Source organism: Variovorax glucosi (assembly GCF_051216695.1).
Classification (GTDB): Bacteria; Pseudomonadota; Gammaproteobacteria; order Burkholderiales; family Burkholderiaceae_C; genus Variovorax.
In genome coordinates, this window is record NZ_JBPJZE010000002.1 from 337,999 (window position 1) to 355,873 (window position 17,875).

At 66.3% G+C, this 17,875-nt stretch carries 14 protein-coding genes; 12 read left to right on the forward strand and 2 right to left on the reverse strand.

Features of this window, described 5'->3' with window-relative positions:
* Entirely contained in the window at window positions 1-5,601 is a 5,601-nt protein-coding gene (locus ACSFA3_RS09980; RefSeq protein ID WP_435506195.1) for a hybrid sensor histidine kinase/response regulator, read from the forward strand.
* On the opposite strand, the gene ACSFA3_RS09985 is transcribed toward ACSFA3_RS09980, so the two are convergent.
* A complete protein-coding gene (locus tag ACSFA3_RS09985) occupies window positions 5,598-7,103 on the reverse strand; it encodes a cryptochrome/photolyase family protein (protein ID WP_435505288.1) in 1,506 nt (501 codons plus the stop codon). The two genes, ACSFA3_RS09980 and ACSFA3_RS09985, sit on opposite strands and share 4 nt — an antisense overlap.
* On the opposite strand from ACSFA3_RS09985, the gene ACSFA3_RS09990 reads away from it, so the two are divergent.
* The 11 genes from ACSFA3_RS09990 (at window position 7,102) to ACSFA3_RS10040 (ending at window position 17,190) form a co-directional block, all read left to right on the forward strand.
* Window positions 7,102-7,701, forward strand: coding sequence for a YqgE/AlgH family protein (locus tag ACSFA3_RS09990; protein WP_435505289.1), 600 nt, complete (start codon window positions 7,102-7,104; stop codon window positions 7,699-7,701). The two genes, ACSFA3_RS09985 and ACSFA3_RS09990, sit on opposite strands and share 2 nt — an antisense overlap.
* Window positions 7,694-8,131, forward strand: a complete 438-nt coding sequence (gene ruvX / locus ACSFA3_RS09995) for a Holliday junction resolvase RuvX (protein ID WP_435505290.1) — start codon at window positions 7,694-7,696, stop codon at window positions 8,129-8,131. The genes ACSFA3_RS09990 and ruvX overlap by 8 nt, the downstream gene beginning before the upstream one ends.
* Window positions 8,128-8,628 carry a bifunctional pyr operon transcriptional regulator/uracil phosphoribosyltransferase PyrR gene (gene pyrR / locus ACSFA3_RS10000; protein WP_435505291.1) on the forward strand — a complete coding sequence of 167 codons (501 nt, stop codon included), beginning with the start codon at window positions 8,128-8,130 and terminating at the stop codon, window positions 8,626-8,628. Before ruvX ends, pyrR begins: the two co-directional genes overlap by 4 nt.
* A complete protein-coding gene (locus ACSFA3_RS10005) occupies window positions 8,628-9,590 on the forward strand; it encodes an aspartate carbamoyltransferase catalytic subunit (RefSeq protein ID WP_435505292.1) in 963 nt (320 codons plus the stop codon). Before pyrR ends, ACSFA3_RS10005 begins: the two co-directional genes overlap by 1 nt.
* Window positions 9,587-10,891, forward strand: a complete 1,305-nt coding sequence (locus tag ACSFA3_RS10010; protein WP_435505293.1) for a dihydroorotase — start codon at window positions 9,587-9,589, stop codon at window positions 10,889-10,891. Before ACSFA3_RS10005 ends, ACSFA3_RS10010 begins: the two co-directional genes overlap by 4 nt.
* Window positions 10,892-10,911: 20 nt before the next feature.
* On the forward strand, window positions 10,912-11,691 hold the full coding sequence (locus tag ACSFA3_RS10015) for a lysophospholipid acyltransferase family protein (RefSeq protein WP_435505294.1): 780 nt from the start codon (window positions 10,912-10,914) through the stop codon (window positions 11,689-11,691).
* A 337-nt stretch (window positions 11,692-12,028) separates the two neighbouring features.
* Window positions 12,029-12,220: a hypothetical protein gene (locus ACSFA3_RS10020; RefSeq protein WP_435505295.1), complete on the forward strand. Its 192-nt coding sequence runs from the start codon at window positions 12,029-12,031 to the stop codon at window positions 12,218-12,220.
* A 32-nt stretch (window positions 12,221-12,252) separates the two neighbouring features.
* Complete coding sequence (locus ACSFA3_RS10025; RefSeq protein ID WP_435505296.1) at window positions 12,253-12,459, forward strand: hypothetical protein; 207 nt, start codon at window positions 12,253-12,255, stop codon at window positions 12,457-12,459.
* A gap of 137 nt (window positions 12,460-12,596) precedes the next feature.
* Window positions 12,597-16,631, forward strand: coding sequence for a trifunctional transcriptional regulator/proline dehydrogenase/L-glutamate gamma-semialdehyde dehydrogenase (putA, locus tag ACSFA3_RS10030; protein ID WP_435505297.1), 4,035 nt, complete (start codon window positions 12,597-12,599; stop codon window positions 16,629-16,631).
* Window positions 16,632-16,738: 107 nt separating this feature from the next.
* The gene (locus tag ACSFA3_RS10035) at window positions 16,739-16,924 is read left to right on the forward strand and encodes a DUF3606 domain-containing protein (RefSeq protein ID WP_435505298.1); all 186 of its coding nucleotides are present in this window, start codon (window positions 16,739-16,741) and stop codon (window positions 16,922-16,924) included.
* Between the two features lie 56 nt (window positions 16,925-16,980).
* Entirely contained in the window at window positions 16,981-17,190 is a 210-nt protein-coding gene (locus ACSFA3_RS10040) for a hypothetical protein (RefSeq protein ID WP_435505299.1), read from the forward strand.
* A 16-nt stretch (window positions 17,191-17,206) separates the two neighbouring features.
* On the opposite strand, the gene ACSFA3_RS10045 is transcribed toward ACSFA3_RS10040, so the two are convergent.
* Window positions 17,207-17,782: a GAF domain-containing protein gene (locus tag ACSFA3_RS10045; protein ID WP_435505300.1), complete on the reverse strand. Its 576-nt coding sequence runs from the start codon at window positions 17,780-17,782 to the stop codon at window positions 17,207-17,209.
* Window positions 17,783-17,875: the final 93 nt, after the last annotated feature.

Genomic DNA, 17,875 nt, shown 5'->3' on the forward strand with positions numbered 1-17,875 from the left:
ATTTCAAGCTCAAGCCCAAGCCCAAGCCAGTCCGCCGATCGGGCTTCGACCGCGGCCGACGAGGACCTCGGGCCGCTGGCCTGGGTGCTCGACGAGATACAGAAGACGCTCGACAGCGTCGGCAAGTCGCTGCGGCGTTTCGTGCGCGAGCCGGCCGCCGTGTCCGCATCGGCTTCCGAGCCCGACACCGGCGCACTGCGCCTGGCTGCCCAGCAGCTGCACCAGACCGTCGGCGCATTGACGATGGTCGGCCAGCCGTCGGCGGCGGTCATGGTCGGCGCGATGGAGTTTTCCGTGCAGTCGCTGCTGCTCGAACCCGCGCGCTGCAACGAAGCGGCCGTACGGAAGATCGAGCGCGCCGGCTTCGCCGTCTGCGATTTCCTGAACGCGGTGCTGGTCGGCAAATCGGTGTCGGCGCTGGCGCTTTTCCCGCAGTACCGCGACGTGCTCGAAATGGCCGGCAGCGACCGCGTGCATCCGGCGGACCTCTGGAATCACGCCTGGCATTGGGCCGACGTCGCACCGCTGCCTGCGGAGCCGGCGCTCGTCAACGACCCGGCCGTGCGTTCGCGCTTCGACCGCGACGTGCTCCGTCTGGTGCAGGCCGGCGACCATGAAGCGGCCCGCCGGCTGCACACGCTGTCGCTCGGGCTGGCCAGCGGCGCCTCGACGCCGCATGTCGCCAGCTTCTGGATGCTTGCCGGCGCATTCTTCGAGGCCATCGGTCTCGGCCTGCTGCCGGTGGATGCGTATGTCAAGCGCGCTGCCTCGCGTGCGCTGATCCAGTACGCGACGCTGTCGCGCAGCGACAAGGCCGTGTCTGACCGGCTCGGGCAGGATCTGCTTTTCTTCTGTGCCCAGGCCGTGCCGCGCCAGCAGGATCCGGCCGAGGCGCTGCGCGCGGTGCGCGGCGCCTGGGGCGTCGGCGCGCATGCGGGCGTCGACTACAACGTCGAGCAGTTCGGGCGTTTCGATCCGCTCGCGCTCGCGCAGGCACGCAAGCGCATCGAGACGGCCAAGGAAATGTGGACGGCGCTCTCGGGAGGCGACGTGTCGCGGACCCGCCAGGTCGTCGATGCGTTCGCGCAGCTCGGCGAATCGCTTCAGAAGCTGCATCCGCCGAGCCTGCCGATGGCCAAGGCTCTGAACGATGCGGTCGATGCCTCGCTGCAGTCCGGCACGCCGCCGACGACCGAACTCTCGCTCGAAGTCGCGACTTCGGTGCTGTACCTGGAAGCTGCCTTCGAAGATCTCGATCCGCACGACCGCCAGCTCACGCTCCGCACCGTGCAACTCGCCGAACGCATCGAGCGCGCACGCGAAGGCGGCCAGTCGGAGCCGCTGGAACCGTGGATGGAAGAGCTCTACCGGCGCATGAGCGATCACCAGAGCATGGGCACCGTGGTCGACGAACTGCACAGTCATCTGCTGGAGCTGGAAAAATCGCTCGACCAGTTCTTCCGCAATCCGGTCGATCAGGGCCTGCTGAGCAAGGTGCCGAGCCAGCTGATGCAGATGCGCGGCGTCTTCTCGGTGCTCGGCCTCGACCAGGCGGCGCAGACCGTGCAGCACATGCGGGAGAACGTCGACCGGCTGATGCTTTCCAGCACCGCCGAAGCAGTGACCGCCGACGTCGACGCACTGGGCAACAACCTCGGCGCGCTCGGCTTCCTGATCGACATGCTCGGCTACCAGCCGGCGCTTGCCAAACGCCTGTTCGTCTACGACGAGGCGGCTGGCGAACTCAAGCCGTTGATGGGCCGAAAGGAAGTCGAACCGCTCGACCTCGAAACCCTGCCGCCCGCACTCACTGCCGCAGAAATCGACGCGGAAATCGCGACCAAGGTCGCCGCGCTCGCCGCGCCACGCCGCGCCGCCGCGCCGATCGAGGCTTTCAGCCTGGCGGCCGACAGCTGGAATGTGAACATTGGCGCCGACAAGCCGCCGGTCGCCGATACCGAGGTCACCGAACTCGAAGACGACGATCTCCAGAACATCTTCCTGGACGAAGCACGGGAAGTGCTGCAGAACGGTCTGGCCGCAGTCGCGACGCTGGCCGGCAGCACGTCGGGCGGCAACGAACTCACCGTGCTGCGGCGTGCCTTCCACACGCTCAAGGGAAGCGCGCGGATGGTCGGCTTCACCGCGTATGGCGAGGCGGCATCGGCTTTCGAGCAGCTGTTCAACATCTGGTTGGCCGAACAACGCCCGGCGACACCGGTGCTGCTGTCCGCCACCGAAAGTGCGCTGAAAGATTTCTCGCAATGGGTCGATGCCATCGCCGAGGGTCGGACGCACGACTGGGAGGCGAGCACCTTTACGCGTGTCGCGGACGCGTTGCGCAACGGAGAGGCGATCGACGACAAAACTTCGGACGCTGCCGAAGAAGCGGCGATCGGGCACGACTTTGCCGCAACCGATTTCCCCGAACTTGAACTCGAGCCCGATCGCGTGCCCGAACCGCTGTCGGCCTTCGATTCGGCGGAATCCTTGCCACCGACCGGCGACGACATCGACTTTCTCGAGACGGCGCACGCCGCATTTGCGCACTTGCCGCAGCGGCCGTCCGAGCCCGACATGGCGTTCGAGCTCGAGTTCGATCTGGACCCGGACCCAGGTTTCGACGCCGCTCCCGAGCATCCGGTGCCGATGTCGTCGTTTTCGTCGGTGTCGCCTCTGCTCACGCTGGTGGCGAGCAACCAGAGTGCGGACGATCCGGTCAAGGCCATCGGGCCGTTGCGGATCGGCATCCAGCTCTACAACGTCTATCTGAATGAGGCCGACGAGTGGTCCCGCCAGCTGGTGGGCGAAGTCGGCGAATGGGCGCTCGAAACGCAGGAGCGCATGTCCGATTCGACCATCGGCTTCGCGCATTCGCTGGCCGGGAGTTCGGCCACGGTCGGATTCCAGAGCCTGTCGGGCATGGCGCGGCTGATCGAGACGGCGCTGCAGCATCTGCAACGCCAGGGTCGCGGCACGCCGGGCCAGGGTGCCGTACTGGTGGCGGCCGCTGACGAACTGCGTCATCTGCTGCACCAGTTCGCCGCCGGCTTCCTGCGCGATCCGCTGGAGTCGACGCTCGACGCACTGCGCGAAGTCGCCGAAGCGCCGGGATTGCCGACCGGACCGGCTCCGCTGGAGGCGTGGCCGTCCGCGCCGTGGACATCGCGACGCCAGGAAGGTTTCGCCTCCGACGTGACGCTCGACGATGCGGACGAGAGCTTCGATGTCGCCGATGCGCTCGACGTCGACCTGTTCCCGGTTTTCGAGGAAGAGGCGGCCGAGTTGCTGCCCAGCCTCGGTGGTGCGCTGCGCGAATGGGCTCGGCAGCCGGACGCGACGGCGCCGCGCGCATCGATCCTTCGCACGCTGCACACGCTCAAGGGCAGCGCCCGGCTGGCCGGCGCGATGCAGCTTGGCGAGCGAGCGCATCGCATGGAGTCGGAGATCGAAGCCATCGGCCGCGCGCACGGCGGCGTCGACCGGGAGGCGATCGAGCGGCTGCTGGGGCGCTTCGACACGCTGCAGTCGACCTTCGACGGATTGCGCGGTAAGGCCGACGCGGGAGCTGGCGCGAGCAGTGCAGCGAGCATTTCCGCGATCGTTACGCCCGTGCCGGAACGAACCTGGCAGCCGACGACGGCTGCTCCCGCGCCTGCGCAGGAAGCCGAGCCCGAACAGCGTCCGCGCGGCGTGGCCGCACCGGGCGTCGCGATGCCGATGCCGTCGCTGCTGGCGCCGCTGCGCGCGCTGGCCGGCCAGGCCGTGCGTATCCGCACGCACCTGCTCGACCGGCTGGTCGCGCAGGCCGGCGAGATCATCATCACGCGCTCGCGCATGGAAACCCAGCTCGGCCAGCTGCGCAGTTCGCTCGGCGACCTGACCGGCAACCTCGACCGCCTGCGCCAGCAACTGCGCGACGTCGAAGTACAGGCCGAAAGCCAGATGCAGTCGCGCCTCGCGCAGGCCAAGGATTCGCAGCAGGGCTTCGATCCGCTCGAATTCGACCGTTTCACGCGGGTTCAGGAACTCACGCGGATGATGGCCGAATCGGTCAACGACGTGGCCACCGTGCAGCGCACGCTGCAGAAAACCGTGCAGGCGACCGAAGACGACCTCAGCGCACAGGCGCGTCAGGCGCGCGAGCTGCAACGTGGACTGCTGCGCACCCGCATGGTGGAGTTCGAGGGCATTTCCGAGCGCCTCTACCGCGTCGTACGCCAGGCGTCGAAGGACGCCGGCAAGCAGGTGCGGCTCGACATCACCGGCGGCTCGATCGAAATGGACCGTGGCGTGCTCGAACGCATGACGCCGGCCTTCGAACACCTGCTGCGCAACAGCGTCGCGCACGGCATCGAGAACGGCTCGGCGCGCGAATGGGCCGGCAAGGAATCCAGCGGGCTGATCTCCATCGATCTGCGGCAGGAAGGCAACGACGTATCGGTCAGCTTCCGCGACGACGGCGCCGGACTCGACGTGCAGCGCATCGCCGACCGCGCGGTTTCGATGGGCTTGTTGAACTATGGCGAGCAGATCTCGCGCGACGAGGCGGCCGAGCTGATATTCCACCCGGGCTTCTCGACGGCCGAGCAGGTGTCGGAGCTGGCCGGTCGCGGCATCGGCATGGACGTGGTGCGCGCGAGCGTCGTCGCGCTTGGCGGGCGTATCGAAACGCTGAGCGCGCCGGGCCAGGGCACGACCTTCACACTGGTGCTGCCGCTGACCACTGCAGTGACGCACGTCGTGATGGTCCGCGCTGGCGCCCTGACGGTCGGCATTCCGTCGAATCTGGTCGAAGTGGTGCAGCGCGTGACCGCCGACGAGCTCGATGCGGCCTATGTCGCGCAGCAGCACCGTTTCAATGACGAAGACGTGCCGCTGTACTGGGCCGGCGCGCTGCTTCAATCGTCGGCGCGCAGCGACCAGCCGGCCGCGCGCGGCCATTCGATCGTCATCGTGCGCAGCGCCTCGCAACGGCTGGCGCTGCATGTCGACGACGTGATCGGCAACCAGGAAGTCGTGGTGAAGAACCTCGGTCCGCAACTTTCGCGGCTGCCGGGCATGGCTGCGGTGTCGGTGCTGGCGTCGGGTGCGGTTTCGCTGATCTACAACCCGGTGGCACTGGCCGCGGTGCACGGCGAGGCGGCGCGCGAGGCGCAGCGGATCGCCAGGGCCGAATGGGCGCAGCACGGCGACACGGCCGGTGCGGCGGCATTGCCGGTCGAGGCGCCGCTGGTGCTGGTCGTGGACGATTCGATCACCGTCCGACGCGTCACGCAGCGCCTGCTGCAGCGCGAGGGCTACCGCGTGGCGCTTGCCGTCGACGGCCTGCAGGCGCTGGAGCGGTTGCAGCAGGAGCGTCCGGCGGTCGTGCTTTCAGATATCGAGATGCCACGCATGGACGGCTTCGACCTGGTGCGCAACATCCGCGCCGACGAGTTGCTGGCCGACCTGCCGGTGATCATGATCACGTCGCGCATCGCCGCGAAGCACCGCGAACTGGCGATGCAGCTGGGTGTCGACCACTACCTGGGCAAGCCGTATTCGGAAGATGAGCTGGTGCGGCTGGTGCGCAGCCATGCGCACGCCGAACCGCTCTAGGACTTCGCCGTCTTGCCTTCCCGCGCCGGCGCGCGCACCACGCCGTAGCGCTCCAGTGTGCGGTCGCGCGCTTCGGCGTGATCGATGACCGGCTTGGGGTAGTTGTCGCCGAGCCTGACGCCGGCGGCTTCGAGTTCGACCGGCTTCGCATCCCACGGCGCGTGGATCGCGGCGTTCGACAGGCCTTTCAGCTGCGGCAGGTAGCGGCGGATGAATTTGCCTTCGGGGTCGAAGCGTTCGCTCTGCGTGACCGGGTTGAAGATGCGGAAATACGGCTGCGCGTCGCAACCGCTCGAGCTTGCCCACTGCCAGCCGCCGTTGTTCGACGCCATCTCGAAGTCGTTCAGGTGCGTCGCAAAGTACGCCTCGCCGCGCCGCCAGTCGATGCCGAGGTCCTTGCAGAGGAAGCTCGCGACGATCATGCGCAGGCGGTTGTGCATGTAGCCGGTCTGGTTGATCTGCATCATGGCCGCGTCGATCAGCGGGTAGCCGGTGCGCGCCTCGCACCAGGCCGCGAACAGCCCGTCGGCATGCTTTCCGTGGTGCCAGACGATCTTGTCGTATTCGGGCTTGAAGCTCTTGCCCTCGGCGACCTGCTGGTTGTGCGCCAGCACCTGCATGTAGAAATCGCGCCAGATCAGCTCGCTCAGCCAGGTCGACGCGCCCGCATCGCCGCCGAGCGACAGCTTGCGCGCGACGCCGGCCAGATGCCGGATCGACACGGTGCCGAAGCGCAGATGTACGCTCAGATAGCTCGGGCCGCGCACGGCGGGGAAGTTGCGGGCCTCGTCGTAGCGCTCGATGCGCTCGAAGAAGTCTTCGAACACCGCGTCGCCGCCTTGCGCACCGGTCGGAATTTCGAGTTCGGCCAGATTGGTCGGCTCGAAACCCAGTTCCTTCAGCGTCGGCACCGGCGAATCGTGCGATTTCGGCGGCTTTATCAGCGCATCTGCATGGCCGCGGACCGGGTAGGGCTTGACGAAGAAGTCGTCGACCTTCGCTAGCCAGGCGCGTTTGTACGGTGTGAAGACCGAATACGGCTGGCCGACCTTGGTCAGCACTTCTTCGCGCTCGAAGATCACGTGGTCCTTCGAGGTGTGGAAGGCGATGCCGGCGTTGGCCAGCGCGCCGAAGACCCTGGCATCGCGCGCGATCGCGGCGGGCTCGAAGTCGCGGTTGGCGAAAACCACCTGCACACCGAGCGCGGCGGCGATCGCGGGCAGTTCCTCTTCGGCGACCGCATGGCGCACGACGAGCGCGCCGCCGAGCGTGCGCAGGTCGGCATCGAGCGCGACCAGCGATTCGCGGATGAATTCGACGCGCCGGTCGGCGCGCGGCAACGGGTCCAGGATGTGTTTGTCGAATACGAATACACAGACCACTTCGCGACAGGTTCGAAGGGCGTGCCAGAGCGCTGCGTTGTCGTCGACGCGAAGATCGCGGCGGAACCACATCAGGCCCTTGGGATATGTCTTGTCGACGGCAAGTAAAATCGGAGGCATGTCTGCCGATTCTGCCCCGATGAACCTTACGCATCATTTTCTGATCGCGATGCCCGGGATGGAAGATGCGACTTTCAACCGCAGCGTCATCTACCTGTGCGAACACAGCGAACGCGGTGCGCTCGGCCTTGTGATCAACAAGCCCAGCGACATCGACCTCGCCGCGCTGTTCCGAAAGATCGATCTCCATCTCTCGCGCCCCGAACTCGGCACTTCGCCGGTATTCCAGGGCGGCCCGGTCCAGACCGAACGCGGCTTCGTGCTGCACGAGCCGGTCTTTGCCGATGCCGACCGGCCTGAAGAATCGGTCTACGCCTCGACCATGACGATTCCCGGCGGGCTCGAGATGACGACGTCGAAGGACGTGCTCGAGGCGCTGGCGACCGGCGCCGGTCCGCGCAAGGTGCTGGTGACGCTCGGCTATGCGGCCTGGGGCGAAGGGCAGCTCGAATCCGAACTGGCCGAGAACAGCTGGCTCACCGTAGGTGCCGATGCCGCGGTGATCTTCGACACGCCGGTCGCGCAGCGTTACGACAAGGCGCTGATGCTGCTGGGGCTCGAAGCCTGGACCCTGTCTCCCGATGCCGGACATGCCTGACGTGACCGGTTCTTTGTCCGTTTCACCCGTTTCGCCTGTTCCGTCGCATTTCCAGAGTTTCCTGGCCTTCGATTACGGCCAGAAGCGCACCGGCGTCGCCACTGGCAACCGGCTGCTGCGCACCGCTTCCCCGCAGCCCACGATAAAGGCCGAAGGCGATGCGCGATTTGCCCAGGTCGAGGCGCGCATAAAGGAATGGCAGCCCGATGCGCTGGTCATCGGCGTGCCGTACCACCCAGACGGCGCCAGCCACGAGAACACCGTGAAGGCGCAGAAGTTCGCGCGCCAGCTGCACGGCCGCTTCAGGCTGCCGGTGTATGAAGTCGACGAGCGCTACAGCACCACCGAAGCCATCGCTTCCGGCGCGCGCGACGCCGATGCGGCTTCGGCCTGCATCATCCTCGAGCAATTCTTACGGAGTCTCCCTTGAATACCGAAATCCCTGAAGCCGAGACGCTGTACGGCGATCTGCTGCGCGGCGTGAAAGCGCTGATGCGCGACGACACGCATCTCGTCGGCATCACCTCCGGCGGCGCCTGGCTGGTCGAGCGCCTGCAGAAAGATCTGGGCCTCGCCGGTGCGCCGGGCGTGATCTCTTCGGCCATGCACCGCGACGACTTCGCTCGCCGAGGTATGTCCGCCAGCGCGCAGACCGTCCTGCCCTTCGACGTCAACGGCGCCGACGTGCTGCTGCTCGACGACGTCCTCTACACCGGCCGGACGATCCGCGCGGTGTTGAACGAGCTGTTCGACTTCGGCCGACCCGCCTGCGTGCGGCTGGCCGTGCTGGTCGACCGAGGCGCTCGGGAGCTGCCGATGGCTGCGGACTTCGCGGCTGCGCGCCTGACGCTGCCGGCCGCCCGGTCGATCGCGCTTGCACGCGCCGGCGACGGCGCGCTCAGCTTCCAGGTGGAGGCCAGCAGCTGATGCTCTACAAGCGCAATCCGCAGCTCAACAAGCATGGCGAGCTGATGCATCTGCTGTCGATCGAGGGTCTGCCCAAGGACATCGTCACGCACATCCTGGACACGGCAGCCAAGTTCACCAGCGTGAACGACCGCGAGGTGAAGAAAGTGCCCTTGCTGCGCGGCAAGAGCGTGTTCAACCTGTTCTTCGAGAACTCGACCCGCACCCGCACCACTTTCGAGATCGCTGCCAAGCGACTTTCCGCCGACGTATTGAATCTCGACATCGCGCGTTCCTCGGCGAGCAAGGGCGAATCGCTGCTCGACACCATAGCCAACCTGAGCGCGATGGCGGCCGACATCTTCGTCGTGCGCCACAGCGAGTCCGGCGCGCCGTATCTGATCGCGCAGCACGTCGCGCCGCATGTCCATGTCGTGAATGCCGGCGATGGCCGCCATGCGCATCCGACGCAGGGGCTGCTCGACATGTTCACGATCCGGCACTACAAGAAGGAATTCAGCAACCTGACCGTCGCCATCGTCGGGGACGTGGTGCATTCGCGCGTCGCGCGCTCCGACATCCATGCCTTGACGACGCTCGGCTGCGCCGAAGTGCGCGTCGTCGGCCCGAAGACGCTGGTGCCGACCGACATGGCCGGCATGGGCGTCCGGGTCTGCCATACGCTGGAAGAAGGCATCCGCGACTGCGACGTGATCATCATGCTGCGGCTGCAAAACGAGCGCATGAGCGGCGCGATGCTGCCGTCCAGCCAGGAATTCTTCAAGACCTACGGCCTGACGCCGGAAAAACTGCAACTCGCCAAGCCGGACTGCATCGTGATGCATCCGGGGCCGATCAACCGTGGCGTCGAGATCGATTCGGCTGTCGTCGACGGCAACCAGAGCGTGATCCTGCCGCAGGTGACCTTCGGCATCGCAGTCCGCATGGCGGTAATGAGCATCGTGGCGGGCAACGAAGCATGAACATCCTCATCGTCAACGGCCGCGTGGTCGATCCGGCTTCGGGCCTCGACCGCCAGTGCGATGTCGCCATTGCCGACGGCCGGATTCTTTCCATCGGCGATGTTCCAGCCGATTTCAATGTCGAGCGCACCATCGATGCGGCGGGCTGCATCGTGGCGCCGGGTCTGGTCGATTTGGCGGCGCGGCTGCGCGAACCGGGTTACGAGCATGAAGGCATGCTCGACAGCGAACTCGCCGCCGCAATTGCTGGCGGCGTGACCAGCCTGGTCTGCCCGCCCGATACCGATCCGGTGCTCGACGAGTCGGGTTTGGTCGAGATGCTGCAGTTCCGCGCCCGCAAGCTGCGTCGCGCACGCCTGTTCCCGCTCGGCGCGCTCACGCGCAATCTGGCCGGAGAAGTGCTGACCGAGATGGCGGCGCTGACCGATGCCGGCTGCGTCGGCTTCAGCCAGGCCGACGTGCCGCTCGGCAGCACGCAGGTGCTGCAGCGCGCGCTGTCGTACGCGAGCACCTTCGGCTACACCGTGTGGCTGCGGCCGCAGGACCGCGATCTCGGCAAGGGCGTTGCCGCCAGCGGCGCGCTCGCGACCCGGCTCGGGCTGGCCGGCGTGCCGGTCGCGGCGGAGACCATTGCGCTGTTCACGATCTTCGAGATGATGAAGAGCACCGGCGCACGCGTGCACCTGTGCCGCCTCTCGAGCGCGGCCGGTGTCGCGCTGGTTCGCGCTGCCAAGGCCGAAGGCCTGCTGGTGAGTTGCGATGTCAGCATCAACTCTCTTCATCTGACCGAGAACGACATCGGCTTCTTCGACAGCCGGGCGCGGCTCAATCCGGTGTTGCGCCAGCAGCGCGACCGCGATGCGCTCTCGGCCGCGCTGGCCGATGGCACCATCGACGCGCTGGTGTCCGACCACACGCCGGTCGAAGCCGACGCCAAGACGCTGCCGTTCGCCGAAAGCGAGCCGGGTGCGACCGGTCTGGAACTGCTGCTGCCGCTGGCATTGCAGTGGGGTGTGCAGAGCGGAGCGGGGCTGGCGCGCGCGATCGAGGTCGTGACTTCGGCGCCTGCACGGCTGATCGCCTCCGGGCCCGCCGCGCAGGTCGCGCCCACTTTGACGCAGATCGGACGCCTCGCCGTCGGCGGACCAGCTGATCTCTGCGTGATCGATCCGGATCTCGAATGGCAGGTCCTGCCCGACGCGCTCCGCAGCCAGGGCAAGCACACGCCGTTCTCCGGCTACGCGTTGCGCGGCGCCGCACGGCACACGCTGATCGCCGGTCGAATCGTCCATTCGGCCTGACAGCGTCCGTTACCTGCGCGATGTCGACGTTCCACGCTGCTGCGAAGCTGATGCGCGCCTCGGCGCACATACTTCGCGGCTGGTGGACGATCCGAAGGCATTTTCCGAAGCTCACGCCGGTCGAACGCGAGGCGCGGGTGCAGCAATGGGCGCAGCGGATGCTCGTGCTGATGGGCATCCGCCTGGAAGTGCAGGGCACGCCGCCGGCGCAAGGGCCGGTGCTGCTGGTCTGCAATCACCTGTCGTGGCTCGACATTCTGGCCATCCATGCGGCGCGGCATGTGCGGTTCGTGTCGAAATCGGGTGTCCGCCAGTGGCCGGTGATCGGTACGCTGTCCGACGGCGCGGGGTCTCTCTATATAGAGCGCGAGAGGCGTCGCGATGCGTTGCGCGTGGTGCACCACATGGCCGAGGCGTTGCGCGACGGCGACCTGATCGCGGTTTTTCCCGAAGGCACCACCAGCGATGGCCAGGGCTTGCTGCCTTTTCATGCGAACCTGCTGCAGGCAGCCATCGCATCCGGCGCGCCGGTCCAGCCGATGGCGCTGCGTTTCGTCGACGATGCCACCGGCCAGAACAGCCAGGCGCCGCGCTACATCGGCGACGACAACCTGTTCGTCTCGCTCTGGCAGACGCTCAAGGCGCCGCCGCTGCTGGCGATCGTCCGCTTCGGCGATCCGCAGCCATCCGAGGGACGCGATCGTCGCGCCTGGGCCGAGACGCTGAATGCCGACGTCCTCACATTGCGAAAAAAAAGCGCCCCGAAGGGCGCTGTAGAACGACGCCCGAAGGCATCGTGAGGAGGAATGAGGTCAGAGGATGCCGAAAATCTTCAGCGCGATGATGGCAACGATTGGCACACCGCAGAGCCAGAGAATGATGCTTTTCATGATGCGCAATCCTTTTCGCTTTGAATGACCGTAGATTAAGGCGGCAGTGCAACGGCGCGTTGCGGGAGAAAACAAGGCGATCGAGTAGTTCTATGCCTACGTACCTTCGACTTACACCCCGATGAATCGCCAACATCGAAAAAGTAGTACTTCATAGCGGCCTTTAGTACTCAATGTGAGAAAAAGTGTGAACTTTCGGGCTGGTATGCACTTGTAAAAGTTCGCTCAAATAATCACAATTGATTACATGAGCAGATCTATACAACAAACACACGAATGGTGGAAAGACAGTCTCGGCGAGAACGAACGCCGGGAGCGTCTCGCCGCTCTCCGCGCCGTCCGCCATTTCGAATATGCAGCCGCCTGGCGCCGCAACTTCGTGCGCGTCGGTGTGCTCGTCGCCATTCCCGTCCTGGTCCGTCTGGTGGCGACATTGTGATGATGGCCGGCGTCAAACCCAGCTTTGCGCGCTTGAGCGAATCGCACCTGAGCGACATTGCCCAATCGTTTCGCAATCGTTCGCACGACGGTGACATGACCGCCGGCGCCATCGCAGACGCCGTCGAATCGGTGATTCGCGTCCGTTGCGACGCCAATGTGATCCGGCAGCGTTCACCTGCCGTTCGCGTACAGCGGGTGCTGCGCCGGGTGGCTGGATGGGCTGTTGCGCGAGCCTGAGCTTCGTTTGTAGAGCGAGGTGCAACCGGTCGGTTGCTCGGATTTTTTAAGGTTGCACCTGTCATGTAAAACGGGTTGCACCTTCGGGTGGTCTCACGTACGATCCGGCGCAACTCAACTTGTGCCTGGAGCGAATCATGTCGTTGACCACCGTGGGCGTGAAGCTCGATGACAGCGTCCGGGAGCGGTTGAAGTCCGCCGCCATCAAGGTCGAACGCACGCCGCACTGGCTCATCAAGCAGGCGATCCATTCGCACCTGGAAATGCTTGAACGTGGGCTTCCGCTCCACGAGGTTTTCGGCACGGTTCCCTCCGATTCGACGGCTGCCTTGACGTCCACCGCACTCAGCGTCGCCAGCAGCGCGGATTCCCAGGCCGAACGCGACCGCCAGCCGTTTGTGGATTTCGCCGAGCACCTGTTGCCACAGAGCGTGATGCGCGCCGCCATCACCGCCGCCTACCGCCGTCCCGAGCCCGAGCAGGTCGCGATGCTGCTGCCTCAGGCACGGTTGCCCGCCGGCATGGCCGCCGCCACCCACACGCTGGCCTGCGAACTGTCGGAAAAGCTGCGCGACCACCAGGCCGGTGGCAGGGCCGGCGTCGTGCAGAACCTGCTGCAGGAGTTTTCCCTTTCGTCGCAGGAGGGCGTGGCGCTGATGTGTCTGGCCGAGGCCTTGCTGCGCATTCCGGACAAGGGCACGCGCGACGCGCTCATCCGCGACAAGATCAGCACCGGCAACTGGCAGCCGCATCTCGGCAAGAGCACGTCGCTCTTCGTCAATGCCGCCACCTGGGGTCTGATGCTGACCGGCAAGCTGGTGTCGACGCACAACGAATCGGGGCTCAGCAGCTCGCTCGGCCGGGTGCTGACGCGCGGCGGCGAACCTGTGGTGCGTAAGGGCGTGGACATGGCGATGCGCCTGATGGGCGAGCAGTTCGTCACCGGCGAAACCATCGGCAAGGCGCTGGCCAATGCCGGCAAGCTGGAGGCGCGAGGATTCCGTTATTCGTACGACATGCTCGGCGAGGCCGCGCTCACCGATGCCGACGCGCTGCGCTACATGGCGTCGTACGAACAGGCGATTCATGCAATCGGCATGGCGTCTGCCGGCATCGGCATCTATCGCGGGCCGGGCATCTCGATCAAGCTGTCGGCGCTGCATCCGCGCTACAGCCGCGCCCAGCACGCGCGCGTGATGGACGAGCTCTATCCGCGCCTGCGCACGCTGACGCTGCTCGCCCGTCGCTACGACATCGGCCTGAACATCGACGCCGAGGAAGCCGACCGGCTCGAAATCTCGCTCGACCTGCTGGAGCGCCTGTGCCACGAGCCGGCGCTTTCTGGCTGGAACGGCATCGGTTTCGTGATCCAGGCGTATCAGAAACGTTGCGCGAGCGTCATCACCTACCTGGTCGATCTGGCGCGCCGCAGCCGCCACCGGCTGATGATCCGCCTCGTCAAGGGCGCTTACTGGGACAGCGAAATCAAGCGCGCCCAGCTCGACGGGCTGGAGGACTATCCGGTCTACACACGCAAGGTCCACACCGACGTGTCTTATCTGGCCTGCGCACGTCAGCTGCTGGCCGCACCGGAGGCGATCTACCCGCAGTTCGCGACGCACAACGCGCACACGCTGGCAGCGATCTATCACCTGGCCGGCCCCGATTACCAGGAAGGCCAGTACGAATTCCAGTGCCTGCACGGCATGGGCGAGCCGCTGTACGACCAGGTCGTCGGTCCGGTTTCCGAAGGAAAGCTCGGCCGTCCGTGCCGCATCTATGCGCCGGTCGGGAGTCACCAGACGCTGCTGGCCTATCTGGTACGCCGGCTGCTGGAGAACGGCGCCAATACGTCGTTCGTCAACCGCGTTGCCGACAAGACGCTGTCGATCGCGTCGCTGGTGGCCGATCCGGTGGCGGTGGTCGAAGCGGCCGGCGCTGACACCGGCAACGTCGGCCAGCCGCATCCGCGCATTCCGCTGCCGCAAGATCTTTACAAGGCGTCCGGGCGCAGCAACGCGGCCGGGCTCGACCTGTCGAACGAGCAGCGGCTGGCTTCGCTGTCGGGCGCGCTGCTGCACAGCGCCGCCGAAGCCTGGACCGCGCAGCCGATGCTGGCTCGGGTCGCCGAAGCGGCGATCGAGGTCGCGCCGGCATTGCGCCAGCCGGTCCGCAACCCGGCGCGGCATTCCGATATCGTCGGCCACGTCCGCGAAGCCGTCGCCGAAGACGTCGAAAGTGCGCTGAATGCGGCGCAGGATGCCTTCCAGATCTGGCAGGCCACGCCGGCCGGCGACCGCGCCGACATGCTCGACCGCGCCGCCGATCTGCTCGAAGGCCGCATGCAGCCGCTGCTCGGGTTGCTGGTGCGCGAATCCGGCAAGACGCTGGCGAACGCGATCGCCGAAGTGCGAGAGGCGGTGGATTTCCTGCGTTACTACGCGGCGCAGGTCCGCACCAGCTTCGGCAACGACACCCACCGGCCGCTCGGGCCGGTGGTCTGCATCAGCCCGTGGAATTTTCCGCTGGCGATCTTCATCGGCCAGATCGCCGCAGCGCTGGCCGCCGGCAACACGGTGCTTGCCAAGCCGGCCGAGCAGACGCCGCTGATCGCGGCGCAGGCCGTCGAAATCCTTCATGCTGCCGGGCTGCCACCGGGCGTGCTGCAGCTCCTGCCGGGTGCCGGCGAAACCGTCGGCGCCGCGCTGGTGGCCGACGCACGGGTGCAGGGCGTGCTCTTCACCGGCTCGACGCAGGTGGCGCGCATCCTCCAGCGCACGATCGCCGGGCGACTCGATTCGTTCGGCCATCCGGTGCCGCTGATCGCCGAGACCGGCGGGCAGAACGCAATGGTGGTCGACTCGTCGGCGCTGGTCGAGCAGGTCGTCAACGACGTCGTCGCCTCGGCTTTCGACAGTGCGGGCCAGCGCTGTTCGGCGCTGAGGGTGCTGTGCGTGCAGTCGGACATCGCCGAGCGCACCATCGAGATGCTGCGGGGCGCGATGGCCGAATGCACGATGGGCAACCCTGAGCATCTTTGCGTGGACATCGGCCCGGTGATCGACCGCGAAGCGCAGGAGTCGCTGGAACGCCACATCGACGCCATGCGCGCCAAGGGCCGGCGCGTTTTCCAGATCGCGCGCGGCCATTCGGCGGAAGGCGCCGTGGCGGACGATGCGTCGCTCGGCACCTTCGTCTCGCCGACGCTGATCGAGATCGAGCACATGGACGAGCTGACGCGCGAAGTCTTCGGCCCGGTGCTGCATGTGCTGCGCTACGAGCGCAACGAACTCGACGCGCTGCTGGCGCAGATCGACGCGACCGGCTTCGGGCTGACGCTGGGCGTTCATTCGCGCATCGACGAGACGATCCAGCGGGTCGTGACGCGAGCGCGGGTCGGCAATCTCTACGTGAACCGCAACATGGTCGGCGCCGTGGTCGGCGTGCAGCCGTTCGGCGGCGAAGGGCTGTCGGGCACCGGACCGAAAGCGGGCGGACCGCTGTATCTGCACCGGCTGTTGTCGAGCGGCCCGGCGCCTGTGCTGACGCCGGCATTGGCCGAGGGAACGACGGTTCCCGCGCGTTCGATGCCGCCGTTGCTGGCGGAACTCCGGCAATGGCGCGAGTCGGCGCAAGCCGCTCCGGCATTGGTTGCGCTTTGCACGCAGTTCGCCGCGCTGTCGCCGAGCGGTATCGAACTGCTGCTCGACGGCCCGACCGGCGAGCGCAACGTCTACCGGCTTTCGGCGCGCGAAGAAGTGCTCTGCCTCGCAGCCGCCGACGCCGATCTGCTGTGTCAGTTGGCCGCCGTGCTCGCGGTGGGCGCGCGTCCGGCCTGGCCCGATGCTGCCGCGCCGCGTGCGCTGGCCGCCAGACTGCCGATGAAGGTGCGCGACGCGATCCGCTGGGTCCGCTGGGCGGCTTCGGCCGACGGTGCGACACCGGAAAGCGATGCCGACGGCGATTTCACGGCCGTGATCCACCATGGCGACTCCGATCAGCTGCGTGCCGTCAGCGAGAGGCTCGCCGAGCGCCCGGGTCCGATCGTCGGCCTGCAGGGATTGGCGCCAGGAGAAGCGGGCATCGTGCTGGAGCGGCTTCTAATCGAACGCAGCCTGAGCGTCAACACGGCTGCCGCCGGCGGCAATGCGAGCCTGATGAGCGTCGGGTAGTCGCTTTCCTGCACGCAAAGCCATGGCGTTCCGGCAGACGAACCTTTGAAAGGGACGAGATTGCGATCAGTTGCAAATCATCTTTTTAAAGAATAAGGACCCCGCCCATGGCACAAGTCGTCGACAACCACATTCCGCAGGACCGCACGCAGATCGACGTGACGGAGTCCGGGTCGGTGGAATACTGGACCGACACGCTCGGCGTATCGGAGCAGGCGCTTCGGATCGCGGTTGCAGAGGCGGGCGTCTCGACGGCCGCTGTCAGCGACCATCTCGGGCGCGCGCCTCTGTAACGCCGGCAGGCGTCCGGCAGCGCCTGCGAGGGCAGGTTCGATGTCGGGAGCGATCGATGGAGACACAGCATCTCGATGATGAGGAACTCGCTGCCACGGCCTACATCTGGCGCGAGAAGGGCAAGTTGGGCGACAGGCATGCGTCGCGCGTGGCGGACGAACTCGATGCCGAGCTGCATCGGCGGCTTGGGCCCACGCCGTCGAGGCGCATGGAACTCGGGCGAGATGGTCCGGCCCCTGGCCGCCCGTGGTGGAAGTTCTGGTGATTACCGTTCCAGCCGCTCAGGGCCGGTTGCGCTCGATCTCCGCAGCGACCAGCGCCGCAACCTTGCGCAAGGCGTCGGACTGGCGAATGCCCAGCGCCGACCTGCGCTGGTGACTGATGCAGCAGAGCGTTCCATACACGCGTCCGTCTTTCAGCAGGACCGGCGCACTCAGATAGGCCTTGATGTCCAGTAGCCTGGTCGCCGCCAACGCGTTCGACTCGGCAATCGCCGATGTGTCCGGAATGGCGAGAGGAAGCCTGCCGTCGACGATGCGCTGGCAGTAGGTCTTTTCCAGCGGTGTGCCCTGGTCGACCTTCGGCATGTGCTCCTCGATGTCGGTGGTGTCCAGTTTTCGGATCACGCACATTCCGTCCACGAATTCGGCGACGAACGCGATGTCCATCTGCAGCAGTTGCCGCACGTCCTTCAGCAGGCCGGTGAGCGACGGATTAGTCTTGTCGGGTGGACTGTCTGCGGTGTAGACGAGAAAGGCCTTGGCGATTTCGCCAAGCTCGTCGAGCGGCGGTTCTTCGTCGTGGCCCACCGAAGCGCTGATGTATGACGTGGAAAGATGAAAATCGCTCGGTTTCATGGAGATGTTTGAAATTCTCGGTAATGAATTCTCACACTTACTAACTAATTTCGCCAACAGCATCCACTTTTGTGTGTAGAGCTAATATCGGCA